Origin of the sequence: Prevotella sp. kh1p2, from assembly GCF_900111525.1 — a bacterium.
GTDB lineage: Bacteria > Bacteroidota > Bacteroidia > Bacteroidales > Bacteroidaceae > Prevotella.
The window spans coordinates 39,302-63,069 of the sequence record NZ_FOHY01000001.1; the positions used below are offsets into that span (position 1 = coordinate 39,302).

The window sequence follows — 23,768 nt, forward strand, 5'->3', positions numbered from 1 at the left end:
CAGGATGGCTCCGGCGGAAGCGATAAACACGTGCACCAACCTCACTTTTTGCCTCCGCCGGCGCGCCATGTCATTTTTTTTGCCTACATTTGCAGCGTCCGCGCAACACATAAGCGGCAAACCACAACCCAGAAGATGATGAAACGACTACCTATTTATATTATAGGGCTCGCGCTGTTGATGCTTTCGTGCTCCGAAAAGAAGACGGCAGCAACGTCGAAGCCCATAGACACCATTCCCATGATGGTGATGCAGATACAGAAGTGCTCGCGTCTGTACGCCACGGAGATGCGCCTGCACAAAATCATTACACACGACGACAGCAAGCGACTGAGCGGAACATTCCTGAACAAGGACTTCTCCATCGACCTGCCTCTTGGCAAACGGAAGGTGGCCATACCCATAGACGCCACCGTGAAGGCCTACATCGACTTTGCCGACTTCAGCGAACGCAACGTGAAGAAGCACGGCGACAAGGTGGAAATCATCCTCCCCGACCCTCGGCTCACCCTCACCAGCACCAAGATTAACCATGAGGAGGTAAAGCAGTACGTGGCTCTTACACGCGGCAACTTTACCGACGAGGAGCTGACCAGCTACGAGCGCCAGGGCCGCGAGGCCGTTATACGCGACCTGCCCCAGCTCCAGATATTCGAAATGGCACGCAGCAGCGCCGCCCGCACACTCATTCCCATCATCGTGCAGATGGGTTACAAGGAGCAGGACATCACCATCACCTTCCGCAAGAAGTTCACTCTTGACGACATACCCGCCATCATCGACAAAACGACAGTTGAACATGCAAAACAATAACCCTACCCCCACGCCGGATGAAAAGAAGCCGGTACCGGCCGGCTCGTCGTTTTCGCACGACCTGTTCTCCTTTCTCAAAACCGTCTCCATGACGGTATGGATGGTCATCTTCTCTGCTGTACTGCTGGCGGTGGCCGTGGTTTTCATCGTTGTATGGCTCAACCGCGACAACAGTCTGCGCCTGGAACAGAACGGCAAGATTGACATCACGCCCACGCAGGTGCGCTCCATACGCGACATAGGCGAATGGGAGTTCCTCTCAGTGAGCGATGAAGAGCTGGTGGACACCGTGAGGCACGGCTTCTTTGGCGACGACGAGCTGGTGCGCATCTACTACGGCACCCTCCGGCTGGGCGTAAACCTGCACGAAGCCAAGCCCGGATGGCTCAAGGCCAACAAGGATACAATAGTGGCAACGCTGCCGCCCGTGAAGCTGCTCGACGAGGACTTTATCGACGAAGCCAAGACTAAATCCTTCTACGAAGAGGGCTCCTGGAGCCAACAAGACCGCGAGGCACTCTACCGCAAGGCCTACCGCAAGATGAAGGAGCGCTGCCTCAACAGCCGCAACATAGCCAGCGCCGAGCAGAATGCCGCCCGCCAGTTCGACAACCTGCTGCGCTCCATGGGCTTTGAGCATGTAAGGGTGACATTCGAAAAGCCGGAAAAGAAGAAATAAGCTGCCGCGTTAAACGCGCTGCCAACAACCTGCAGCCCGACGGCGGCAACCGCCCGGCGGGTAAAAAGGCACACGCCTGGTACAAGAAATCCCCGGAGCAGCACTCCGGGGATTTGCAATCACTAAAACCATTTAAAACCTAATAATACTTCAAAATCGTTATTCTACAAGAATAACACCTGACTTTTATAACTCACAACTAAACCTTCAACAATCTTTTTTACCAAGAACCAATTCCTTGATTGAATGCTATTCCTGAAAACGAGAATACAAGTTTCCGGGTACAAAGTTAGGGGCAAAAAATGCAAAAGGTTCAGTTATTTGTATAAAAAATGTATTTTAAGAGGGCAAACGATTGCACAATTCAGAAAAAAATGCTTCCTTTACGCAGCTATAACCAATCACATCGCAACATGAAACAGAAACTTCTACTGCTCTTGTGCGTCACTCTGATAACGGGATGCACGCAGGCCAACAATCAAAACGATATGGAAAAAGATTCTTTCAAGACACGTAGCGGCAAGTCCGTTACCCTCACTCCCATCAAACATGGCAGCCTGGAGATAAACTACAACGGCACGGTGTTCGAGATAGACCCCGTGGGCCAGGCCGTTGCTCCGGCCACCGACTACGCCAAAATGGCCAAGGCCGACTTCATCTTGGTAACTCACGAGCACCAGGACCACTTCGACAAGGCCGCCATCGAGGCCCTTACCAAGGACAACACGCAGCTGATACTCAACCGGCGGTGCTTTGACATGATGGGCAGCGGTACCGTAATGGCCAACGGCGACTCACTGCAACTCTTGCCGGACGTCATGCTCTACGCCGTTGCTGCTTACAACACAACGCCCGGTCATACGCAGTTCCACCCCAAGGGACGCGACAACGGGTTCATCCTCCAGCTCGACGGGCTGCGCATCTACATTGCCGGCGACACGGAGGACATACCCGAAATGGCGCAGATACGGGACATCGACATCGCCCTCATGCCCTGCAACCAGCCCTACACCATGACACCCGAGCAACTGCACCGCGCTGCCGCCATGGTTAAACCCAAGGTGCTGTACCCCTACCACTTTGGTAATACGGACACGGAGCAGATGGTTGAAGCCACCAAGGGCATGGGCATAGACGTGCGCCTGCGCTCCTTCAAGTAGCCGCTGCCGGCTCCGGGCAACATTACGTGCCATAGGGAAGCCCGAGGCACCGGACATCGGTCTCTCCGTATGCAGCCTCTGCACGCAGCTCGGGGGTTGTATGCGGGGTGTTGCGTGCCTGCACTCATCACCCAACACCCCACCTTCTGGAACTTTTGACAGGTGTCGCACAATCTTTCGACACTTGTCGCACGACCGTGCGACACCTGTCAAAAGTTCCAGGAGCATATCTTCAAGCCCCCCGGAGGGTAATTCCGGCACCCCTGGGAGCGCCTTTTAACGGTACGAAAAGTCAGATGTAATAGTCGGCCGAGTCAACAAGTCCGGCGCGGAGGGCATACTTCGTGGCCTCGTGCACGTTGTTGACGCCTAACTTACGGAAAATGTTCTTGCGGTGGGTGTTCACGGTGTGGAAGCTGGAAAAGCGCTTCTCGGCTATCTCCCTGGTAGTCATGCCGAGGGCGATGTCCTTCAGTATCTCGGTTTCTGTCTTGGTTAAGTTTACCTTTTCGTCCCTTACGGGCTCGGGATGGAGCAGCATCTCCATCATGCGTTGGCAGATAAAGCGCCGCCCGCTGACGGCGTAGGCCAGCCCTTCTTTTATCTCCGAGAGGGGCGACTCCTTGAGCAGCACGCTGAAATGCTGGCTGCTGGCAAGCAGGAACCTTACGAAGTCCACGCTCAGGTCCTCGCTGAAGAGCATCCACTCCACCTGCGGAAAGCGCTGGTTGAGGATGAGCAGCTCGGCTGCATCGTTGATGTCGAAGAGCGTGTAGTCCACAACAACCACGCTCCCGGGGTGCTGCACGAGCTGTAGCAGCAGTTCGGCCTTGTCCGGAACGTACTTGTATTCCACCCCGGTCATGCGTTCGCAGAGGTACATCAGCCCTGCGCGGGTGATGCCTTGATTGTCGGCAATCAGTATGTTCATGTGCTGGCGTAAGGTTTCTACATCGGTAACAGCTGCTCGTCTTCCAGCTCGCAGTGCGTAAATCCCATCTCCTGGGCCTGCTCCCGGCTGCAGGCATAATAGGTGGCGGTGCCCTCTACGCACACTGTTCCATCGGCATTCTCTATCTGCACGTCGATAAACACCATGCTGCGTTTCTGCTCCCGTATGCAGGCGCGTATGGTCAAGTCGTCCGTTACGCGCACGGGGTGATGGTAACGCAGGTCGAGGTGGGTGGTGAGTCCGGTAGTCTGCAGCTTGCGGGTTATGACCCAGCCGGCCGTTTCGTCAGCCAGCGTGGCCAGAATGCCGCCGTGCATCACGCCGACCCAGCTCTGCAAGTGTTCTTGCGGCCGCCAGTAGGAGATTATCTGGTCGCCGTCTTCGTAGAATTCCATGTGCAGTCCGATGGGATTGTCGGGGCTGCAGCCAAAGCAGTCGTATCCTTCTTGATGTAGCCAGGGGTTCTTTATCTTTCTCATAAGCAGCAATTTTAGCACCGGGTACAGGCCTCCACGAGCGGTATTTCTGCCACCGCGGAAGGCAGGATGCACCTGTGGTTTGTGCAAAAATATATAAATAAATTCGTAATCTGATGCTTTCGAGCTCATTATTTTATTATATTTGCACAACTAACAAATACCAAAAGAGCCATGGAAAGAAACGAAAAAGCGAAGAAACTCAGAATATACGTCAGCAATACCGATGCCTATCGCAACGAGCCTCTGTACCAGGTACTGGTGCGCACGGCCCGCGAACTGGGCATGGCCGGCACCACCATTTACAAGGGAGTGATGGGTTACGGCACCAGCTCCGACCTGTTGCCCCTCGATTCCTGGGCCAACGCGGAGAAAGTTCCGGTGACTATAGAAATCATAGACAGCCAGGCAGCCGTGCAGGACTTCATGGCTACCGTCGCCCCCATCCTGCAGGAGCAGCCCAAGGGGTGCCTGGTCACGATGCAGGATGTAGATATCCTCTACATCAAGCACGGCCAAAACCGCGATTAGAAGCTCAGGGCAAAGCTGAACCTCACGCCGTTCTTCTTTGTTCCCGGGTGCTCGTTGTAGTTGAAACGGTGGATAAAATCGACGCCGAAGAACTTGAAGATGTTGTGTACTCCTGCCACTATCTCCATGTAAGGCTTCTTGGAATCCATGACGTATGAGTCTGCCGGGAAGCTGAAAAGCAACGGGTCGGCGGCATTGGAGGCCAGGAACGGGTTGTTCTTGTCGGTGAGCTGGCCGAACATACCTTTGAAGGCAACGTACTCACGCCACTTAAGATGCTTGATGAGCGGTATCCGGTTGAGCAGCTTTCCATTCATATCCCACGCTATGGACCAAAAGGCATAGCGGTCGTTGAGGAACTCCATGTTGCGCATTAGTGAGAAGGTGCCCTCGTACTCAAAGTAAGTTACGTTGACGGGCGGCATGATGAGCAGCGGGAAAGGCACCTTGTTCCACTGTGCCCCGCCGTCGAGATGGGTGTCAACGTAGCCCCAGCTGCCCAGCCACCAGCGCTTGTAGATGTTCAGCTGGGTGTAGTTGAGCTTGTATTGTCCGCCGAGGAAGTGCTTCAGTCCCATGGTGTGGGTAAGCGTGAACTCCGGAGAATCCAGGTTGATGGGCAGGCGCTGCTGTTTTGTGTTTACAAAGGTCTGGCCCGGACTGTACTTAATGCCGAGCGAAACTTCGGTCGTTCGTATCTTGTGAACTAAGGAGCCGTCGGCCAGCTTGCTGAAAACAAGGTCGCCCATAGGCTGGTCGCTCTCGGCTTTAATGCCTCCGTTGAAGCTCAATCCCCACAGAGTCTCGAAGTTGAAGCGCAGGTGCTGGCGGTTGTAAAGGTACATCTGCTCCACTTTCTGCGTACGGAATGCCATGAAGGCATTATCCTTGTTGTGCAGCAGAAACTTGTCCGCAGGCGACATGACATCGTAACTTGACTCGAAGGTGATGCTCTGCTGGGGGAATTCAAACCACGCATTCTTCTTCCGGTTGAAGCTGTAAGTGAGCTCGGAGCCGTAATAATGGCGCCTGCTCTTGGTGCCATAAGCGTAGAAACCCGTCCAGAAAAGGTGCGGATTCAGCCTTGCCGTGGTCCTTCCACTCATCCTGAGACGCAGCCCGTCCACAAAGTTAGAGGAGACGATGGTATTGATGGGGCCGATATCGAACTTGTTGTTCTCCTTCGTTCCCGATGTTTCAACGTAGTTTTCTACCAGCGCCTTGACGCCTGCCAGCAGCCACTTGTAGTTCTTGGACTGCTCCATGCGGTGGATGAAGGCATCCATGGACGACTCCGACTTGGTGAGTTCCACCGCCCGGTACTGGTTCCAGAAGGCCTCGTCGCGGTCCATCGCGTCGACCTCCCGCCGTGTCTTGGCCTTTCCCTTGAACAGGTTTTTGGGCAATTCGTCGAACGCATAGTCGCTCAGTCGTGTCGTCCGGATGCAGATAGCCTTAGCAAGATACTTGTTGAGTTTAAGTTCCGCCATCATGTCATCGGTCGTAAGCGCCCATTCCCCGTTAGGAAGTTTGCTGAAAACCTGCTGTATCTTCATGTTCTCCACAAAGTTCACGTCGCTCTTCTTGGGTATTATCATGTCGCAGCGCTTTACGTGCAGCGACGAGTCTGCCAGCACATAGAGGTCTCCACGGAAGCCGAAATCCTGCTGATTGTTGGGCAGGAACTGCAAGTGATAGCACAAATCGCGGTCTACGTAGACCGTATCTTCGATGTAATAGCGGTAGAACGAGATGGCTGTCTCGCCAATCGGCGAGGTGAAAGGATACTGGAGCAGGCGGATGTGGTCGTCGTAAATATCCACGTCGGTAAACACATCCTTCAAAACTGTATTGAGTATTTCGCCCGTTTGGATAACGTTGTTCAGCCCGTCGCTCTGCTCTCCCTTGATAATGTCTTTCTCCGTGCGGGGTTCCTTGCGGTAGATGTGCTGGCTCACGGTTTCGTTCACCGAGAGCGGCAGAATGAGTTTGTTGTTGTACTGCGACATTTCAACATAGTCTACCAGCCAGGGCGAGCGCTTGAAAATGCCCTCCTCGAGGTCCGTGGGCTGGATGTCGTTGACGCCGAAGGTCAGCTTCTGATATTTGTTGTACTGATAGTAGTCGTGGTTCTCCAGGTGAGTGCGCTTCTTGGCGGCTATCACACGGCGCATGAGATCCACTGCCGGGTTGTTCTTACGCGTGTAGCGGCCGCGGCGCGACTTGATGACAACCTCCTGTAACTTGTTGGTCGAGCTCTTGAGAGCTATCTTGACGGTCTTGGTGCCGGGCGTTACGGTCTGCACCTGTGACGCATATCCCACGGAACTGAACGTGAGAACCCAGCCGTCGTGACGGTCGATGGCAAAGCGGCCTTCACCGTCACACGACACTGCTACTTGGTGTCCTTTGTACGAAACGCTGGCATAAGGGATGGCGTAATCATCGTCGGCATCAACTACCTGGCCGGTAATCTTGTCCTGAGCGGCTGCACCCAGGGACGTGATGATGCACACCAGTAACGCCAATATATATTTCTTCATCTTCTATCCGTGACTAATCAGAAAAACTACATTATCCTAAATAATCTGCAAAGTTAAGCATTTGTTGCGACACAAGAAAACTTTTTGCGCTTTTTAAGTGTTTACGAAGCAAGAAAAGGGGCCGGAAGGCACTCCGCGGAGCAGTCGGCCGGGCTCCTTGCCGCAGGCGTCGGGGGTGCATGAAGGTATGCTTCGGGAACTTTCGACACTTGTCGCATGATTGTTTGACAGGTGTCGCACGATCGTGCGACAAGTGTCGAAAGTTCCTGCTCATGGTCTTCAAGCCCCTGAGAGGGATGCGTAAAAAGCGCAATTTCGGAATTTTTCCCGTCTCGGTGTGCGTATCTTGAATATTTTCAGTACCTTTGCACATTCGTATGACACGACCATCGTTTTTTGCGATTCTCATCGGAACGGGCTTTGGCAGTGGCTTCTGGCCTTGGGGACCGGGAACTGCGGGCGCACTGCTTGCCACCCTCGTATGGCTGGCGGCGGGCTGTTTCGTGCAAGGCTGGGCACTCGCTCTCCTCACGCTGGGGCTCTGCATCGTCTTCGGCGCAGCCGGAACGTGGGCTACGGCACGGCTGATGCCGGCCTGGGGCAACGACCCCAAGCGGGTGGTAGTAGACGAGATGGTGGGCGTGTGGATACCTCTGCTGGCCGTGCCGGCCTTGAGCTGGCCGCTCGCTCTGTGGGCTTTTGTGCTCTTCCGCTTCTTCGACATCGCCAAACCTCTGGGCATCCGCGCCCTCGACAGGCGCGTGGGGGCTTTCTGGGTAATGGCCGACGACATTCTGGCCGGCCTCTACTCGCTGGTTGTTATACTGCTGACGCAATGGGTAACATAAGGAACGCCATCTGGACTTTTGGCAAGGCGGAGACTTCGGCGAGCATAGCATCGGCCGCAGACTTCGGCATCACCATCCTGCTGGCGCAGGTATGCGGCGTGTGGTATGCCCTGGCCTCGTTCCTGGGAGCCTTGTCGGGCGGCATCGTCAACTGCTGCATCAACTACCGCTGGGTGTTCCGGTCGCAGTCGCAGAAGAAGAGCAACGTGGCGCTCAAGTACTTCCTGGTGTGGACAGTAAGCATAGCACTCAACACCTACGGCACTTACTTCTTCACTGAACTTACGGGTATCAGCTTCATCATCATCAAGGCAGCCGTCTCCATCATAGTAGCAGTGCTCTGGAATTACCAGATGCAGCGGCTCTTTGTATTCAGGAGCCACCGGAAAAGGGATGAAATTAAAATCAAGAACGATATATGAATTACAGAGATTACTTACAGAAAGTGATATATGTCATCATCAATCCGCTCATCAGAGGGATGATAAAGATTGGTTTTACGCCTAACCTCGTTACCACGCTGGGCTTTATCGGCAACATCGTGGCTACGGCTTTCTTTGTCTGGGGAGCCCTGCTGATGAAGGACGGGCAGGCTGACAGTGCGTACGCTGTTATAGGCTGGGGAGGAGCCATCATCCTCTTTGCCGGACTGTTCGACATGATGGACGGCCGATTGGCACGCCTGGGCAACATGTCTTCTGCCTTCGGAGCGCTCTGGGACTCTACTCTCGACCGCTACAGCGAGCTCATCACGCTCTTTGGTGTTACCCTCGTATTCCTCGAAAACAACTGGTTCTGGATGGGGGTAACGAGCTTTGCGGCGATGGTTGGCTCCATCATGGTGAGCTATGTGCGCGCAAGAGCCGAGGGACTGGACATAGACTGCAAGGTGGGACTGATGCAGCGCCCCGAGCGGGTGGTGGTTCTGGCCGTGGTGGCCATCGTCAGCGGCTGCACCGCCAACCTGTGGTGGCTGGCCGGCGGCATGATGGTAATAGCCGTGCTGGCCAACATCACAGCTTTCTGGAGAGTGGCTCACTGTTATCGGGAACTAAAAGGCAGGGAGTAAGACAGGGGCAGATGTACAGCGTTTACATTGTTCTTTTGTACGTGATCTTGGTTGTTGCCAAGCCCACAAGGAAGTTTGCGGCGGCTTTTCTGCCGTGGGTGGTCTTCGCATGTACCTACGACTGGATGCGGCTTTGGCCCAACTACGAGTTCAACTCCATTGACGTCAAGGGGCTGTACGATGCCGAGAAGGCCCTCTTCGGCATCAGCACGGCGGGCGGCAGGCTCATTCCGAGCGAGTATTTTGCCATCCACCACGCCGCTGCGGCCGATGTTCTGGCGGGTCTCTTCTATCTGTGTTGGGTTCCGGTGCCGCTGTTTTTCAGCTTCTATCTGTACTTCAAGCGGCAGTACAGGTGGTTTCTCCGCTTCACGATAGCTTTCCTTTTCGTTAATCTTGTAGGCTTCTGCGGCTATTACATCCATCCCGCAGCCCCGCCCTGGTACGCCATGAGCTACGGTTTTGAGCCCATTCTGCACACCCCGGGCAACGTAGCAGGGCTGGCGAGGTTCGACAGTTTGCTCGGCATTCCGGTGTTTCATCAAATCTACGGAGAAAATGCAAACGTGTTCGCTGCCGTTCCCTCGCTCCACGCTGCCTACATGCTAATAACCACCATCTATGCTTTTGCAAGCCGGCGGACGAAGGGCATGACGGCTGCTTTTGCCTTTATCTGCATCGGGATATGGTGGACGGCCGTGTACACCGGCCACCATTACGTGATTGATGTTATCCTCGGCATCCTTACGGCCATCGTAGGAATAGGGCTGCTGGAGCTGGTCATCTTCCGCGTTCCCTGCATCCGGCGGGGCCTGGACAGGTATGCAGCCTTCATTGCAGCAACTCCTGAAGGCTCGAAATAACCCTGTCGGCCGCGCAGGGAGCATTCTCCGCGAGGCTTTCGAGCCACTGCTCACCCTTCAGCCAGGTAACTTGGCAGCCCGCTTTCTTGGCAGGCAGCACGTCTTTCTCATAGCTGTCGCCCACCACCATCACCTCTCCGGGCTGCACGCCTAACTGCTGCACGCCCAGGAGAAAGATGCGTTCGTCGGGTTTCTTCACGCCAACGAGCGCCGATTCCACCACACTCAGGAACACGTCATCAAGCCCGAACTCGCGCAAGACGACGTGCAGATTGCCGTAGAAGTTGCTCACCAGCACCAGCGGACAATCCCTTTTCAGCCTCAGCAGCACGCTCCGGCTGGCCTTGCAGGTAGCCTGCACCCTGGCGTAAAGGTCGCTTAGCAGGTCCTGGCGCAACGTGGCGGCAGCCTTGCCGGTACAGGTCAGGATGCCTTTCTCCAGCAAATAAGACAGCTGCAGGCGCAGTTTGATGTCCAGGGTGCGGTGGAAAGTGTACTCACTTTGTATGATGGGCTGCCTGCCCAACGCACGTTCGGTGTAGACATAGGCCTCGCGGAAGTCGGCTTCCCGTATGCTCGGGCAGTGGCGCTCATACGCATGCCACAGCATCTTTGCCCAATGGCAGCCGTCGGTATCTATCGTTCCGCCATAATCGAAAATATATCCTTTTATCATCATTGCCTGGATTGACCGGTCAGCTGTTCGCTCATGCGCCTGCACAAGGCCTCGTGCTGCTTGTGCATATAGATGTAGAGGGCGTGCAGGACGGTAATTTCAAAGAAGAAATACACCCACGGGAAGTTGGCCAGACAGGTGACATAAAGCACCAGTGCACGCACGTTAAAGGTGAGGATGTTGGTGTACGGTATCAGCCGTCGACTACCCCGGAGAAACTGCTCACGCACTGCGGCGGTGCCGGCAGTCCCCTGCGGACCGGCCGCAGCCTGCTGCCAGAGGGCGAAGAACTGCTGAAAAGCAGGCGTGCGAGCCTCCTGCCGCTTGCAGTAATGGGCGTAGAAGTAATGGTAAAGGCGCAGCACGACGGCCTCGCGGGGCGTCTGTCCGTAGACTGCAAGCTGACTGCGATAGCTGTCGAGCTCCTTGTTGCCTTGCAGGAAGTAGAGGTGTATCTGCCTGTAATAATCGCTCAGCGAGCTTTGAGACGAATGACAAATAAGCCCGGAGACGGCCGCCAGCGCCCATATCCAGATGCCCCACTCCACGTCGGTGTAAGGCATGAACTGCCCGTCGAGCCGCAATGCCAGCGCCAGATAGATGCAGAAGAACCACAACTCGCCCGAGAAGCCGTCGAGCGCACGGCCCAGCGCCGAGGTCTGATGGGTGAGGCGGGCCAGCTGACCGTCGGTAGAATCGCAGAGATTGGCCAGAACCAGCAGCGCCACACCGGCCAGATTGTGCGCCAGATCGGTAAAGTAGAACATGTAACCGGCCGCAGCACCCAGCACGATGGACAGCAGCGTGACCGCATTGGGCCTGACTCCGAGGCGTTGCCACAGCATGGCAAACACCAAGCCTACGGGCCTCGTGAAGTGTATGTCTAACCATTCTTCGGTCTCGTTGGACTTAAAAGAGTTGTGTAAGAGTTGCTTGAAATCTGTCATGGTGCATTTTCGAGTTGATGAGATGTACAATGGCACGGGCTGCCTCTTGAAAACAAGGCGAGAAACTGGGCCAGTCATTGAAGTCGATAAGATAGTAGCGGCCGTCGGCACCCACGATGGCATCGCCGCCATAGACCTCTACCTGCGCCAGCCGGGCAAGCCGTTGGACGTCGTGCTGCAGGTCAGCGGCGGCGAAGGGGTAATGGTGCGCCCGGCCGTTATGACGCTCGTTGCCGAACTTGGAGAGACCGTCGTCGGCCGGATAGAAGTAACGGAAGAAGCCTCCTGCTACGCCGTAGAACTTGATAACGTCGCCTGCCACGTGAGTGCTGACCACCGTCTCGCCGATGCCTCGTGCCCGGAAGCGGCGGCGGGCGGCAGCAAGTTCGGCCTCGTCGCGGCAGAACACCACGTCGTCGCGGCTCTGCACGTAGCCTTCACCACGCTTCAGCCAGCAGCTGCCGGCGGTGTACGGCGGCGGCATCGGTATGCCGCAGCGGCGCATGAGGCCGTCTATGGTCTTGCGGCTGCACGCCCTCACGCCCCGGGTGCTGTTAATCACGAGCGCCCCTTCGCGCTCCCGCTGCTCCAGCAGCGCCAGAGCCTGCGGGCTGCGAGCCATGGACAGGTAGACGTGGGCCGTGCTGCAGGCCGCCAGCTCCAGCTCCGGAACCACGCTGACATCACCCTCCAGCCCTTCGGCTACGGCCTGCAGGATGGCCTGGTCACGGTCTACGGAGTTGGGCGAGAAGCCCGCATCGCGCTGTATGGCTATGATGTGTCGTCTCATTCGCGTGCCAGAAAGAGTTCTGCCTTGGCTATATCCGAGGCGTGGTCGATGTCGAACACCTTGCCGAAGGTGTATGCCCGCAGCCGGCAGCCGTCGCGCAGCAGCGCCCGCTGATAGCTGCGCAGGCGGCTCTCGCCGCCCTCAACGCAGGCGCGGAGTGTGGGCAGCGTGGCGGAACCGAGCCCGTAGATGCCTGCAGAGACACGGGTGCAGCCGCGGGTGCTGTCATCCCGGAAGCCGGCAACCCTGCCCTCGGCGGTCGTTTCGACGTAAAGCGGCCGCTCATCGTCCACGTACGGGGTTACGCCCATCAGTCCGTCGAGGCCTTGCTGCAATGTTTCGGCGAACGATTGGACAAACCTGCCGAACTCGCCTGCACTGAACACCGTGTCTACTGTTGTGAGTACGAACGGCCCGCCGTCCATAATCCGCTGCAACTCGTACAGACTGTGCATGGAGCTGGGCGTGCTCTTGGCGATGAAACGCAGCGGTACGGGCCTCCCCTGCAGGCCGTTCTCCTTGACGGAGAGCAGGTGCCGGCTCACTGCATGGGCCTCCTGGTTGCAGATAACGCTAATCTGGTGGGCGTCGTTCTGCATGAAGATGCGGATGAGTCGGTCTATCAGGCACTCGCCCCCCACCTCAACCAGCGGCTTGGGTTGCCTTACGCCCTCGGCTGCCAGCCTGGAACCGGCGCCGGCAGCTATGATTGCATAGTTCATTTGTTTCGTTCTTTCCGTATAAGGTCACACAAAGATACACAATTCTCACGGAAAGATGAAACTTTTAAGTTTAATTTCACTTTGCCGGCCGCTGCCTGCGGGCGCTCCGTCTTGCGGCGATGCAGCCCGCGGACAAGACCAAGCGGCGGTGAAACAGCCCCACTCCGGGGTGGTTGGAAGATAACCGAAAAGGTGCCGAAAGGCACATCCGTGAACTTTCGACACTTGTCGCACATGAATTCGACACTTGTCACACAATCGTGCGACAAGTGTCGAAAGTTCGCGAAGCATAGCTTCAGCACCCTCAATTGGGGCGTGCCACGACCAGTCCGTCGGTGTCTATGTCGCCCGTTCCTTTCTTGTCCTTGCTAAAAGTGCGCACGTTGCCCTTGAGCGAGATGTCGCCCACGCCGTAGAGCGTGCAGTTCACATTGCCCGAGTTCACGAAGTTGATGTCAATGTCGCCCACGCCGCGCAGGGTTACATCTGCCTGCTGGGCCTGCAGCTTGTCGATGTCAATGTCGCCGGGGCCCTCCAGCCGCACCTTGATATGGTCGCAGATAACGTCTTCCAGCTTCACGTCGCCCACGCCGCGCAGCGCTACGGCCAGCGTGTCGGTATCTATCCGGCCGTCGGCATAGAAGCCGCCCACGCCGCGGAAGTCTACTTCGATGAGGTCGGGCGAGGTAAGGTAGACCTTTACCGGGTGCTGGCGGCTCAGGTTCAGGAGGCGTTGCCGCATGGCGCTGCGGATGTTCAGTTCGCCGTTACGGGCCGATATGACCACGTTCTTCACGTCACGCTCGTCACCGACAATCTTCACACTCGGCACATCTCCTTGCGTATAATAGACGTCGCAGGCAGTTTCGGCCTTTATCCTTTCAAACGGCACCACCTTTACTACACGTTCCACTTTGGGCCCATTGTCATGGTTCACGGTCCTTACGCGGCACGATGCCATCGTTGCCACGGCCACAAGGGCCAGCAGACAGGTTGTTTTCTTCATCTTCTTACAGGTTTTGTTGCTGTCCGTTTGACGCAAAACGTGCTCTAAAAGTTGCAGAGAGGTGTAAAAAACGCAAAAATATTTCGACGTCTAAGTTATTCTTCGTATTTTTGCATAGAAACATAGGAGATTTCAGAATGTACAACTCACGCCTGCGATTAGGTCTCGATGTTGGTTCTACTACAGCAAAAATAGTCGCTTTAGACGCCAACGATAACATTGTCTATTCACGCTACGAGCGGCACAACGCGCGTGTTGGCGAGCTCGTGTCGCGCTATATCGACGAGTTGCAGGGGCAGTTCGGCGACGTTGAGGTGAGCCTGTGCGTTACCGGCTCGGTAGGCATGTCGACGGCGGAGCAGCTCGGGGCCGAGTTCGTACAGGAGGTTGTGGCCGCCACTATCTACGCCCGGCGGCGCCATCCGGAAGCTAAAGCCCTCATCGACATAGGGGGCGAGGATGCCAAAGTTGTGTTCTTCAACGGCCGCAACACCGAGTTACGCATGAACGGGAACTGCGCCGGCGGCACCGGAGCATTCCTCGACCAGATGAGTGTGCTAATGGGAACGGAGAACAACCGCATGAGCGAGCTCGCCATGCAGGCCACTCACATCTATCCCATGGCTGCACGCTGCGGCGTGTTTGCCAAGACCGACATCCAGAACCTGATGTCCCGAAACCTTCCGGAGAGTGACATTGCGGCCAGTATCTTCCACTCCATCGCCGTTCAAACAGTCACTACGCTGTCGCACGGATGCGACTTTACGCCGCCCATCCTGCTCTGCGGCGGTCCGCTTACGTTCCTTCCGGCCCTGCGCAAGGCCTTTGCCGACTATCTGAAGCTGGACGAGAAGGACTTCATCGTAAGCAACCGGAGCAACCTGATACCTGCAGTGGGATGCGCCCTGCACAGCAGCGAGAAGCAGGAAACGGTGACCCTGTCCCATCTACGCAAGCTCATAGACACCAAACGCAAGCTCTCATGGCACAGCGACCTGGCTCCGCTCTTCGACAACGAAGACGAGCACCGCGCCTGGACAGCCTCCAAGCAGCAGTACGCCATGCAGGTACAGCCCATGAAGGCGGGCAGGCAGCCCGTTGTTATCGGCATCGACAGCGGCTCAACGACCACTAAAATCATCGCACTTGATGCCTCCGGCAGCCGGCCGGACGATGTCAAGGGGCACGATATCCTCTTTTCATACTACACATCGAACCTTGGCAACCCCATCCAGGCCGTCAAGAACGGGCTCGAGAAGATGCAGCAGGAGGCCCGGCAGGCCGGTTGCGAGCTGGCGGTAGTGGGGAGCTGCTCCACCGGTTACGGCGAAGAGCTCATCAAGTCGGCCTTTAACCTGGGCTCGGGCATCATAGAAACCATGGCTCATTACCAGGCCGCAGCCAGCCTGATGCCCGGAGTTACCTTCATCCTCGACATCGGCGGGCAGGACATGAAGGCCATCTTCGTTGACCGCGGGGCCGTTGTACGCATGGAACTCAATGAAGCATGCTCCTCGGGGTGCGGCACTTTCCTCCAGACTTTTGCCAACAACCTGGGCTACCAGATACAAGACTTTGCCAACATAGCCTGCACCGCGCCCTCTCCCTGCGACCTCGGAACGCGCTGCACGGTGTTCATGAACTCCAAGGTGAAGCAGGTCTTGCGCGAGGGAGCAAGCATAGCAGACATCTCGGCGGGACTGGCATACTCGGTGGTGAAGAACTGCCTGTACAAAGTTCTTAAACTGCAAGGCCACGACACCTTGGGAGCAAACATCGTGGTGCAGGGCGGCACCATGCGCAACGATGCCGTGGTGCGCGCCTTCGAGCTGCTTACGGGCGCCAAGGTGGCCCGCAGCAACATGCCCGAAATGATGGGCGCATACGGCTGCGCACTGCATGCGCTGGCCCAACCGGATGCAAGCCGCGAGACCGGAGCCGGCGCCGTAACGCTCGAGATGCTGCTCGACGGCGCCTCGTTCCAGACCCGCAACCTGCAGTGCAAGGGCTGCGAGAACCGCTGCTACGTAACAATGTACCGGTTCGGGGGCGGCCGCAAGTTCTATTCTGGCAACAAGTGCGAGCGCGTATTCAACAATTACGGCAGGCAAAAGGTTAAGGGCGAGAATATTTACCCGTACAAGTACCACCTGCTGTTCGATGAAGAAAGAACGCCGGACGAAGCGGACAAGCCGAAGGAAGGACAGCTGCGCATCGGCATTCCGCGCGTTCTGAACATGTACGAGGACTATCCTTTCTGGCACACGCTCATGCAGCAGGCCGGCTTCCGGGTCGTGTTGAGCTCGCCGTCCAATTTCACCAACTACGAGGGAGCACTGCATACGGTCATGAGCGACAACATTTGTTTCCCCGCGAAGCTGGTGCACAGCCACATCCGTGAGCTGGAGCAGAAGGCCGACCGCATACTGATGCCATACGTGGTCTACGAACACAACGACGACGAACGCACCATGAACTCCTACAACTGCCCCATTGTGTCGGCCTACTCCGACGTGATACGCAGCGCCATGGAGCCCAAGATACCCCTCGACTCGCCCGTTATCAACTTCGCGAACCCCAAACTCTTGAAGAAGCAAGTTACCGTTTACCTCAAAGGACTGGGCGTAGCACGGAGCGTGATAAACGCCGCCTTCGACCGCGCTGTGGCCGCCCAGCGGCAGTACACGGTACGTTTGAGGCAGAAATGTGAGGAGATACGCGCCGAAAGCAGGCGCCAGGGACGCCTCACCATCGTGCTGGCAGGCCGGCCATACCATACCGACCCGCTCATACAACACAAGCTCTCGGAGATGATAGCGGCACTGGGAGTGGACGTGATAAGCGACGACATGGTGCGCGGTGACCTGAGTACCGACTCCGGAGAGACCTATCTCGTGAAGCAGTGGGCCTACATGAACCGCATTGTAAAGGCCGGGCAGTGGGCCGCCCTGCAGCCGGACGACGTGCACTTTGTGCAGATGACGAGCTTTGGATGCGGCCCCGACGCCTTCATCCAGGACGAAGTGCGCGACATACTGAGCCGCCACGGCAAGCCGTTTACACTGCTCAAGATTGACGACGTGAGCAACATCGGCAGCCTGAAGCTGCGCGTACGCTCGCTCATAGAGAGCCTGAAAGCCAAGAAAGACGAAGCCCCGGCACGCCAGGCGCAGCCGCTCAGAGCCACGCGAGTGTTCGGAAACCAGGACGTGAGGCGCAAGATACTGGCCCCGTACTTTACCGAATACCTCACTCCACTGCTGCCCGCAATTATCAACTTGTGCGGTTACGACTGCGAGGTGCTGCCCCAGAGCGACGACGAAAGCGCCCGGCTGGGCCTTGAATACGCCAATAACGAGGTGTGCTACCCGGCAACTCTCATCGTGGGCGACGTGGTGAAGGCACTGCGCTCGGGGCGTTACGACCTCAAGAACACGGCCGTAGCCATGAGCCAGACGGGCGGACAGTGCCGCGCCACCAACTATGCGGGCCTCATCAAGCGCGCCATGGTGGCCAACGGATTTGCCGACGTGCCGCTCATTACGCTTGGAGTAGCCACCAACGCGGGCGAGGAGAATGAGCAGCAAGGCTTCGAGATACCATGGGTGAAATATGCCTCGATGATAGTGATGACACTGCTCTACGGCGACGCCATATCGCAGATGTACCACGCCTGCATCGTGCGGGAAGGCACGGAAGGCACCGCCGCACGGCTGCGCGACCACTACATGCAGGCTGCCGACGCGCCGATAAGGGCCAACGACGTGCACGCCATGATGGACCTGCTGCGCCGGGCAGCGGCCGAATTCAATGCAGCAACGGTTAACAGGGAGGTGCCCCAGGTGGGCATTGTGGGCGAGATATTCCTCAAGTTCAATCCTTTTGCCCACCAGTTCCTGGCCGGCCAGATGATAGCCCGCGGCTTCGAGGTGGTGCCCCCGCTGCTTGCGCCGTTCTTCCTGCAGGAGTTCGTCAACGTGCTCACGCAGAAGCACCTGGGTCTGAGCTGCTCTCGCGTGCCCGACATGGTGGTGCGCGGCATTCACGAACTCATCCAGCGGCGCATCAACAAGGTAAACAAGGCGTGCTCGGAGTTCCGTTATTTCAGGAAATTTACCAACATATTTGACGATGCCCACGGCGTAGGAAACGTGGTGTCGATGGCTGCCCAGTTCGGCGAAGGATGGCTGCTGCCGGCCGACATCATCCGACTGATAAAGGAGGGTGTAAGGAACATCGTCTCGCTACAGCCCTTCGGGTGCATTGCCAACCATGTGGTAAGCAAGGGAATAGAGAAAAGGCTGCACCGCGACTATCCTGACCTGAACCTGCTCTCGCTCGACTTTGACTCGGGCGTGAGTGCCGTGAACGTAACCAACAGGTTGATACTGTTCCTCAAGAGTGCCGCCACGGGAGCCGAAAGCGGCACCGCCGAGGCTGGAAACGCCGCCGTTGCCCGTGCCTGACAGCACAGGGCAACGGCCGGAATTTACTCTCCATATATCTTTACAGAACTCAATCATCCTGCACGGAAGCCTCTTTCCGTGCCCTCATCAGCATGCTCCGAGGTTATCATCAGCATGCTCCGGCGGTGCCAAATGGCACCTTCGGGAACTTTCGACAAGTGTCGCACATATATTCGACACCTGTCACACAATCGTGCGACACTTGTCGAAAGTTCCTGAAGCATATCTTTAACACCTCAATCCGCCGCTCACAGGAACTTGGCAGGATGTGTTTTGCAGTACTGAAAGGAGTGCTTTGCAGGTTGAAAAACCTAAAAGCAGCCTTTTCTTATTCATTCCGCACCTCAAATAAAAAGCCAATCATCATTCTCAATTGTCAACTTTCAATTCTCAATTCCAGCCAATCATCATTCTCAATTGTCAATTTTCAATTCTCAATTACGACCAATCATAATTATCAATTGTCAACTTTCAATTCTCAATTAGTAAAAAATCGTTTCCTCAAGCGTCGTTGTTTCAAGATTTATTCGTACTTTTGTGCTCTGAAAGTATTGATACAGAGTAAAGAGCTAAATGAGTACCCAAGAACAAACTCATGTGCTGACACAAGTCATCGAACGGCTAAGCGCTGCCGAATCGCTCAAGGGCTTGTTTCACGAACACCGTGACGGCAATCCGTTACCTTCGGGTCTGGCACTCGAAGAAATCATATCCTTGTCACGTTCCATCATCTTTCCGGGCTTCTACGGCAAGTCTTCGGTCAACACGCGCACGCTGAAATACCACATCGGCGTTAATGTGGAGCGGCTGCACAAGCTGCTTTCCGACCAGATACTGGCCGGTCTCTGCTTTACGGATACATGCCTGGTGGAGACGCAGGAGCAGCTGTGCCGGCGCAGGGAGAAAGCAGAAGAGATGGCAACGAGCCTCATCACGCGGCTGCCGGAGATACGCCGGATGCTCGCCACCGACGTTACGGCGGCCTACAACGGCGACCCCGCGGCCGAAACTTACGCCGAGGTAATTTCCTGCTACCCCGTTATCAAGGCGCTGACCAACTACCGCATTGCCCACGAGCTGCTGCTCATGGGCGTGCCCCTCATACCGCGCATGATGACGGAGATGGCCCACTCGGAGACAGGTATCGACATCCATCCCGCCGCCACCATAGGAGAATACTTCACGATTGACCACGGCACGGGCGTGGTCATAGGCGCCACGTGCGTTATAGGCAACAACGTGAAGCTGTACCAGGGCGTAACGCTGGGCGCAAAGAGCTTCCCGCTCGATGCCCAGGGCAACCCCATCAAGGGCATTCCGCGCCATCCCATCATCAAGGACAACGTGGTTATCTACTCCAACGCCACCATTCTGGGCCGCATAACCATCGGCGAGAGCTGCGTGGTGGGTGCCAACATCTGGATTACTGAGGACATGAAGCCCAAGACAAAGAAATTTAAAAGAAAACAAATAAGCAACTTAGACATAGAATTTGATAATGGAACAGGAATTTGAACTCATCGCCAAGACCTTCATGGGACTGGAACCAGTCCTGGCGAAAGAGCTCACCCAGCTGGGTGCCAACAATGTACAAATAGGCCGGAGGATGGTCTCCTTCACCGGAAACAAGGAGATGATGTATCGTGCCAACTTCCAGCTGCACACCGCCATCCGCATACTGAAGCCCGTGAAGCACTTCAAGGCCCGCTCGGCCGAGGACGTTTACGAGGAAGTAAAGAAGCTGGACTGGAGCCAGTACATAGAGAAGGGCAAGACGTTCTCCGTCGACTCAGTGGTCTACTCCGAAGAGTTCCGCAACTCGCGCTTCGTTACCTATAAGGTAAAGGACGCCATCGTAGACCAGTTTCGCGAGCATACGGGCGACCGGCCCAACATCTCCGTATCCAATCCCGATATCAGGCTGCACATCCACATAGCCGATGAAGACGCCACGCTCTGCCTCGACTCCAGCGGCGAAAGCCTGCACCGGCGCGGCTACAGGCAGGAGAGCGTGGAGGCACCGCTTAACGAGGTGCTTGCCGCCGGCATGATTCTGATGACCGGATGGCAGGGTGAAACCGACTTCATCGACCCCATGTGCGGCTCCGGCACCATCCTCATAGAGGCTGCCCTCATAGCTCACAACATGAGCCCGGGCATCTTCCGCAAGGGCTACGCATTCGAGAAGTGGCCTGACTTTGACCAAGAACTCTTCGACAGCATATACAACGACGACTCTCAGGAGCGCGAGTTCACTCACCACATCTATGGATATGATGTAGACATGAAGGCCGTCAACACCGCCCGCATCAACATGCGCGCGGCCGGGCTGACGCAGGACATCAGCGTGGAGCAGCAGGACATCAAGGACTTTACACAGCCCCGGGAGAAGAGCATCATGGTAATGAACCCGCCGTACGGCGAACGCATCTCGACTCCTAACCTGCTGAACACCTACAAAGTGATAGGAGAAAGGCTGAAACACCAGTTCATGGGCAACGAAGCCTGGATACTCTCGTACCGCGAAGAGTGCTTCGAGGCCATCGGACTCAAGCCAAGCATCAAGATACCCGTGTACAACGGTTCGCTTGAATGTGAGTTCCGCCGGTACCAGATGTTCGATGGCAAGATGAAAGACTTCCGCTCTGACGGCGGTATTGTGAAGACCGAAGAGGAGAAAACGGAAATGGCACAGAAGCACCGGTTCAAGAAGGAGCGCGAATTTAAGAAGCGGCTGGACGAGAAAGAGGAAAATGAAGAGGGCGACATACGCTCCTTCAAGTTCCACTCCTTCGGCAACCACGACGACGAAAGGCCAGGACGACGGGAATGGAAAGACCGCGACGAGCGCCGCACAGACGACCGGCGGGGCCGCAGGTTCAACGACCGAGACGGCCGGAAGCCGGAAGGCAGAGGCGGCAGACGCTTCGACGACCGCGACGGAAAGCGCAAGTTCGACAAGGGAGACAAACGTGGCGGATTTGCAAAAAAGAACAGGAGATTCGATCATGACAACTAATTCGGCAACCCATCCGGCAGGTGGACGCCTCTCAACGGCCGGCCTCATGCTGACCGTTCTGCTGCTTACGCTCTGCTTTCAGTCATCAATGGCACAGGAACTCAAGCAATTTACACTCGAAGATCTGAACTTCGGCGGCACCAACTACCGCAACATGGTTCCCCAGAACAAGTGGTACGGCTGGTGGGGCGATGAGTTGGTGCGGCTGGACGTGGAGAGTTGCTACCTTGTTAATAAGCAGACAGGCCGCGAAACGCCGCTTTTCACCCTGGCCGAGCTCAACAAAGCCAATGGCGCAGATGATTTCCACGCCGTTTACAACGCCTCTTTCCCCTACGCAGACAAGCCGCTCGCACTCGTAGAGAACGGCCGGAAGCGCGTGCTCTACAACTTCCGTAAGAAGAAAATGGAATGGAGCCAGGACACGCCGGGGCAATCGCATGCCGACTGGTGCGCTGCCTCAAGAAGCGTGGTCTTTGTGAGAGACGCCCAACTCTACGTGACCGACGGCGCCGGACACGAGCAGCAGCTCACCACCGACGGCTCTCGGGAAATCGTCTACGGGCAAAGTGTACACCGGGATGAGTTCGGCATCAGCAAAGGTACATACTGGTCGCCCGACGGCAAGCGCCTTGCGTTCTACCGGATGGACCAGAGCATGGTGAAAGATTACCCGCAGGTAGACATCTTCCAGCGCATAGCAACGTATCAGCCCGACAAATATCCCATGGCCGGAGAAACCAGTCACAAGGTTACAGTGGGCGTTTACGACGTGGAAAAGAAGAAGACCGTGTACCTGAAAGCTGGCGACCCGACCGACCGATACTTCACGAACATCAGCTGGAGTCCCGACGGCAAGACGCTTTACCTGTTCGAGTTGAACCGCGACCAGAACGATTGCAGGCTCGTGAGCTACAACGCACAGACGGGCGAAAAGCTGAAGGAGCTGTACCGCGAGACCGATGCAAAGTACGTGGAGCCCCTCCATCCCATCCTTTTTCTGCCCTGGGACAGCAGCAAGTTCATCCTCCAAAGCCAGAAAGACGGCTTCAACCACCTGTATCTTTTTGACACCCAAGGCCGCGAACTCAAGCAGATAACAAAGGGAAAGTGGGTGGTCATGGATGTGCTGGGCTTCAACACAAAGCGCAAGAGCATCGTTATTCAGTCCAACGAGATAAGCCCCATACAGGCCAATGTATTCATTGTAGACATCAACAGCGGCAAACGCGCCTGCATGGGAGCTACCAACGGCTGGCACAATGGCCAGCTGAGCGAGAGCGGACAGTATGTAGCCGACAACTACTCCGCCCCCACCACGCCCCGCAACATCGACCTCGTAAACTGCGAGAACGGGCAGGTAAAACGCCTCTTCACCGCCACCGCCCCTTGGAAAGGCTACAACGTGCCCGATTACTCATGCGGAATAATCAAGGCTGCCGACGGCACAACCGACCTCTACTACAGGCTGGTGAAGCCCGTGAACTTCGACTCCAACAAGCAGTATCCTACCGTTGTGTACGTTTATGGCGGCCCTCACGCCCACAACGTAGACGCCCGCTGGCACTACGGAAGCCGCGGTTGGGAAACCTACATGGCGCAGAAAGGCTACCTGCTCTTCATCATCGATAACCGCGGAAGCGAGAACCGGGGCAAGGACTTTGAGCAGGCAACCTTCCGGCAGTTAGGCCAGGAGGAGATGAAAGACCAGATGCAAGGCGTCCGGTTCCTCCAATCGCTGCCCTACGTTGATGCCAACCGCATCGGTGTTCATGGCTGGAGCTTCGGCGGATTCATGACCATCTCGCTGATGACCAACTACCCCGACGTGTTCAAAGTGGGCGTAGCAGGAGGCCCGGTGATAGACTGGAAGTGGTACGAAGTGATGTACGGAGAGCGTTACATGGACACTCCGCAAACCAATCCGGAGGGCTATGAGAAGACTTCTCTGCTCAACAAAGCCCAAGACTTGAAAGGAAAACTGCAGATAATAACCGGCTACAACGACCTCACCGTGGTGCCACAGCACTGCCTCTCCTTCATAGCAAAGTGCATACAGGCCGGCACGCAGCCCGACTTCTTTGTCTATCCGGGCGAGCCACACAACATGCGAGGCCACCAGAGCGTGCACTTACACGAGCGCATCACGCAGTATTTTGAAGATTACCTGAAACCTCTCGGAAAAGAATAAACTGCAAACAGCAACGT

Annotated in this window: 20 protein-coding genes; 12 read left to right on the top strand and 8 right to left on the bottom strand. The window is 56.2% G+C overall.

Annotated features, from left to right (window positions below; translation table 11 throughout):
- The first annotated feature begins 138 nt into the window (after window positions 1-138).
- From BMW31_RS00265 to BMW31_RS00275, 3 genes are all read left to right on the top strand, one after another.
- On the top strand, window positions 139-813 hold the full coding sequence (locus tag BMW31_RS00265; RefSeq protein WP_177166244.1) for a DUF4230 domain-containing protein: 675 nt from the start codon (window positions 139-141) through the stop codon (window positions 811-813).
- Window positions 814-901: 88 nt separating this feature from the next.
- Window positions 902-1,492, top strand: coding sequence for a DUF4230 domain-containing protein (locus BMW31_RS00270; protein ID WP_091820193.1), 591 nt, complete (start codon window positions 902-904; stop codon window positions 1,490-1,492).
- Window positions 1,493-1,905: 413 nt separating this feature from the next.
- The gene (locus BMW31_RS00275; protein ID WP_091819637.1) at window positions 1,906-2,652 is read left to right on the top strand and encodes an MBL fold metallo-hydrolase; all 747 of its coding nucleotides are present in this window, start codon (window positions 1,906-1,908) and stop codon (window positions 2,650-2,652) included.
- A gap of 292 nt (window positions 2,653-2,944) precedes the next feature.
- Here BMW31_RS00275 and BMW31_RS00280 read toward each other — a convergent pair whose 3' ends face one another.
- Together BMW31_RS00280 and BMW31_RS00285 are read right to left on the bottom strand one after the other, a co-directional pair.
- Complete coding sequence (locus BMW31_RS00280; RefSeq protein WP_091819639.1) at window positions 2,945-3,583, bottom strand: response regulator transcription factor; 639 nt, start codon at window positions 3,581-3,583, stop codon at window positions 2,945-2,947.
- A gap of 17 nt (window positions 3,584-3,600) precedes the next feature.
- Complete coding sequence (locus tag BMW31_RS00285) at window positions 3,601-4,083, bottom strand: PaaI family thioesterase (RefSeq protein ID WP_091819640.1); 483 nt, start codon at window positions 4,081-4,083, stop codon at window positions 3,601-3,603.
- 171 nt (window positions 4,084-4,254) lie between these two features.
- Between BMW31_RS00285 and BMW31_RS00290 the strand changes: the two genes are divergently transcribed.
- The gene (locus BMW31_RS00290; protein WP_091819642.1) at window positions 4,255-4,611 is read left to right on the top strand and encodes a DUF190 domain-containing protein; all 357 of its coding nucleotides are present in this window, start codon (window positions 4,255-4,257) and stop codon (window positions 4,609-4,611) included.
- On the opposite strand, the gene BMW31_RS00295 is transcribed toward BMW31_RS00290, so the two are convergent.
- Window positions 4,608-7,154 (bottom strand): DUF5686 and carboxypeptidase-like regulatory domain-containing protein, encoded by a 2,547-nt coding sequence (locus tag BMW31_RS00295; protein WP_091819644.1) that lies wholly within the window; start codon window positions 7,152-7,154, stop codon window positions 4,608-4,610. The two genes, BMW31_RS00290 and BMW31_RS00295, sit on opposite strands and share 4 nt — an antisense overlap.
- 377 nt (window positions 7,155-7,531) lie before the next feature.
- Between BMW31_RS00295 and BMW31_RS00300 the strand changes: the two genes are divergently transcribed.
- Genes BMW31_RS00300 through BMW31_RS00315 form a run of 4 tightly spaced genes read left to right on the top strand, consistent with a single transcriptional unit; the run spans window position 7,532 to window position 9,934 of the window.
- Window positions 7,532-8,002, top strand: coding sequence for a phosphatidylglycerophosphatase A family protein (locus BMW31_RS00300; protein WP_091819646.1), 471 nt, complete (start codon window positions 7,532-7,534; stop codon window positions 8,000-8,002).
- Window positions 7,990-8,424: a GtrA family protein gene (locus tag BMW31_RS00305; protein ID WP_091819648.1), complete on the top strand. Its 435-nt coding sequence runs from the start codon at window positions 7,990-7,992 to the stop codon at window positions 8,422-8,424. Before BMW31_RS00300 ends, BMW31_RS00305 begins: the two co-directional genes overlap by 13 nt.
- Window positions 8,421-9,071: a CDP-alcohol phosphatidyltransferase family protein gene (locus BMW31_RS00310; RefSeq protein ID WP_091819650.1), complete on the top strand. Its 651-nt coding sequence runs from the start codon at window positions 8,421-8,423 to the stop codon at window positions 9,069-9,071. Before BMW31_RS00305 ends, BMW31_RS00310 begins: the two co-directional genes overlap by 4 nt.
- A gap of 11 nt (window positions 9,072-9,082) precedes the next feature.
- Window positions 9,083-9,934 carry a phosphatase PAP2 family protein gene (locus tag BMW31_RS00315; RefSeq protein ID WP_091819654.1) on the top strand — a complete coding sequence of 284 codons (852 nt, stop codon included), beginning with the start codon at window positions 9,083-9,085 and terminating at the stop codon, window positions 9,932-9,934.
- Here BMW31_RS00315 and BMW31_RS00320 read toward each other — a convergent pair.
- The 5 genes from BMW31_RS00320 to BMW31_RS00340 all read right to left on the bottom strand — a co-directional run bounded on the left by BMW31_RS00320 (window position 9,903) and on the right by BMW31_RS00340 (window position 14,075).
- Window positions 9,903-10,613 carry an HAD family hydrolase gene (locus BMW31_RS00320; RefSeq protein ID WP_410524419.1) on the bottom strand — a complete coding sequence of 237 codons (711 nt, stop codon included), beginning with the start codon at window positions 10,611-10,613 and terminating at the stop codon, window positions 9,903-9,905. The two genes, BMW31_RS00315 and BMW31_RS00320, sit on opposite strands and share 32 nt — an antisense overlap.
- The gene (locus BMW31_RS00325; RefSeq protein ID WP_091819660.1) at window positions 10,610-11,557 is read right to left on the bottom strand and encodes a CDP-alcohol phosphatidyltransferase family protein; all 948 of its coding nucleotides are present in this window, start codon (window positions 11,555-11,557) and stop codon (window positions 10,610-10,612) included. The genes BMW31_RS00320 and BMW31_RS00325 overlap by 4 nt, the downstream gene beginning before the upstream one ends.
- Window positions 11,520-12,347, bottom strand: coding sequence for an ATP-grasp domain-containing protein (locus BMW31_RS00330; protein WP_091819662.1), 828 nt, complete (start codon window positions 12,345-12,347; stop codon window positions 11,520-11,522). The genes BMW31_RS00325 and BMW31_RS00330 overlap by 38 nt, the downstream gene beginning before the upstream one ends.
- The gene (locus tag BMW31_RS00335; protein WP_091819665.1) at window positions 12,344-13,069 is read right to left on the bottom strand and encodes a nucleotidyltransferase family protein; all 726 of its coding nucleotides are present in this window, start codon (window positions 13,067-13,069) and stop codon (window positions 12,344-12,346) included. The genes BMW31_RS00330 and BMW31_RS00335 overlap by 4 nt, the downstream gene beginning before the upstream one ends.
- Window positions 13,070-13,373: 304 nt before the next feature.
- Window positions 13,374-14,075, bottom strand: a complete 702-nt coding sequence (locus BMW31_RS00340; protein WP_094148823.1) for a head GIN domain-containing protein — start codon at window positions 14,073-14,075, stop codon at window positions 13,374-13,376.
- A 137-nt stretch (window positions 14,076-14,212) separates the two neighbouring features.
- Here BMW31_RS00340 and BMW31_RS00345 point away from each other — a divergent pair, with 137 nt between their 5' ends.
- The 4 genes from BMW31_RS00345 (at window position 14,213) to BMW31_RS00360 (ending at window position 23,751) form a co-directional block, all read left to right on the top strand.
- Complete coding sequence (locus tag BMW31_RS00345; RefSeq protein WP_091819668.1) at window positions 14,213-18,541, top strand: acyl-CoA dehydratase activase-related protein; 4,329 nt, start codon at window positions 14,213-14,215, stop codon at window positions 18,539-18,541.
- A gap of 573 nt (window positions 18,542-19,114) precedes the next feature.
- A complete protein-coding gene (locus BMW31_RS00350; protein WP_091819670.1) occupies window positions 19,115-20,056 on the top strand; it encodes a serine O-acetyltransferase in 942 nt (313 codons plus the stop codon).
- Window positions 20,040-21,560, top strand: coding sequence for a THUMP domain-containing class I SAM-dependent RNA methyltransferase (locus BMW31_RS00355; protein ID WP_091819672.1), 1,521 nt, complete (start codon window positions 20,040-20,042; stop codon window positions 21,558-21,560). Before BMW31_RS00350 ends, BMW31_RS00355 begins: the two co-directional genes overlap by 17 nt.
- A gap of 46 nt (window positions 21,561-21,606) precedes the next feature.
- The gene (locus BMW31_RS00360) at window positions 21,607-23,751 is read left to right on the top strand and encodes a S9 family peptidase (RefSeq protein ID WP_091820194.1); all 2,145 of its coding nucleotides are present in this window, start codon (window positions 21,607-21,609) and stop codon (window positions 23,749-23,751) included.
- The last annotated feature ends 17 nt before the right edge of the window (window positions 23,752-23,768 follow it).

Excerpts from the sequence above, each read along its gene's own strand:
- BMW31_RS00305 (WP_091819648.1), top strand. The coding sequence starts at position 7,990 with ATGGGTAACATAAGGAACGCCATCTGGACTTTTGGCAAGGCGGAGACT.
- BMW31_RS00355 (WP_091819672.1), top strand. The coding sequence starts at position 20,040 with ATGGAACAGGAATTTGAACTCATCGCCAAGACCTTCATGGGACTGGAA.
- BMW31_RS00275 (WP_091819637.1), top strand. The coding sequence starts at position 1,906 with ATGAAACAGAAACTTCTACTGCTCTTGTGCGTCACTCTGATAACGGGA.
- BMW31_RS00320 (WP_410524419.1), bottom strand. The coding sequence starts at position 10,613 with ATGATGATAAAAGGATATATTTTCGATTATGGCGGAACGATAGATACC.
- BMW31_RS00290 (WP_091819642.1), top strand. The coding sequence starts at position 4,255 with ATGGAAAGAAACGAAAAAGCGAAGAAACTCAGAATATACGTCAGCAAT.
- BMW31_RS00310 (WP_091819650.1), top strand. The coding sequence starts at position 8,421 with ATGAATTACAGAGATTACTTACAGAAAGTGATATATGTCATCATCAAT.
- BMW31_RS00270 (WP_091820193.1), top strand. The coding sequence starts at position 902 with ATGACGGTATGGATGGTCATCTTCTCTGCTGTACTGCTGGCGGTGGCC.
- BMW31_RS00265 (WP_177166244.1), top strand. The coding sequence starts at position 139 with ATGAAACGACTACCTATTTATATTATAGGGCTCGCGCTGTTGATGCTT.
- BMW31_RS00360 (WP_091820194.1), top strand. The coding sequence starts at position 21,607 with ATGCTGACCGTTCTGCTGCTTACGCTCTGCTTTCAGTCATCAATGGCA.
- BMW31_RS00330 (WP_091819662.1), bottom strand. The coding sequence starts at position 12,347 with ATGAGACGACACATCATAGCCATACAGCGCGATGCGGGCTTCTCGCCC.
- BMW31_RS00315 (WP_091819654.1), top strand. The coding sequence starts at position 9,083 with ATGTACAGCGTTTACATTGTTCTTTTGTACGTGATCTTGGTTGTTGCC.
- BMW31_RS00300 (WP_091819646.1), top strand. The coding sequence starts at position 7,532 with ATGACACGACCATCGTTTTTTGCGATTCTCATCGGAACGGGCTTTGGC.
- BMW31_RS00345 (WP_091819668.1), top strand. The coding sequence starts at position 14,213 with ATGTACAACTCACGCCTGCGATTAGGTCTCGATGTTGGTTCTACTACA.
- BMW31_RS00340 (WP_094148823.1), bottom strand. The coding sequence starts at position 14,075 with ATGAAGAAAACAACCTGTCTGCTGGCCCTTGTGGCCGTGGCAACGATG.
- BMW31_RS00325 (WP_091819660.1), bottom strand. The coding sequence starts at position 11,557 with ATGACAGATTTCAAGCAACTCTTACACAACTCTTTTAAGTCCAACGAG.
- BMW31_RS00295 (WP_091819644.1), bottom strand. The coding sequence starts at position 7,154 with ATGAAGAAATATATATTGGCGTTACTGGTGTGCATCATCACGTCCCTG.
- BMW31_RS00285 (WP_091819640.1), bottom strand. The coding sequence starts at position 4,083 with ATGAGAAAGATAAAGAACCCCTGGCTACATCAAGAAGGATACGACTGC.
- BMW31_RS00335 (WP_091819665.1), bottom strand. The coding sequence starts at position 13,069 with ATGAACTATGCAATCATAGCTGCCGGCGCCGGTTCCAGGCTGGCAGCC.
- BMW31_RS00280 (WP_091819639.1), bottom strand. The coding sequence starts at position 3,583 with ATGAACATACTGATTGCCGACAATCAAGGCATCACCCGCGCAGGGCTG.
- BMW31_RS00350 (WP_091819670.1), top strand. The coding sequence starts at position 19,115 with ATGAGTACCCAAGAACAAACTCATGTGCTGACACAAGTCATCGAACGG.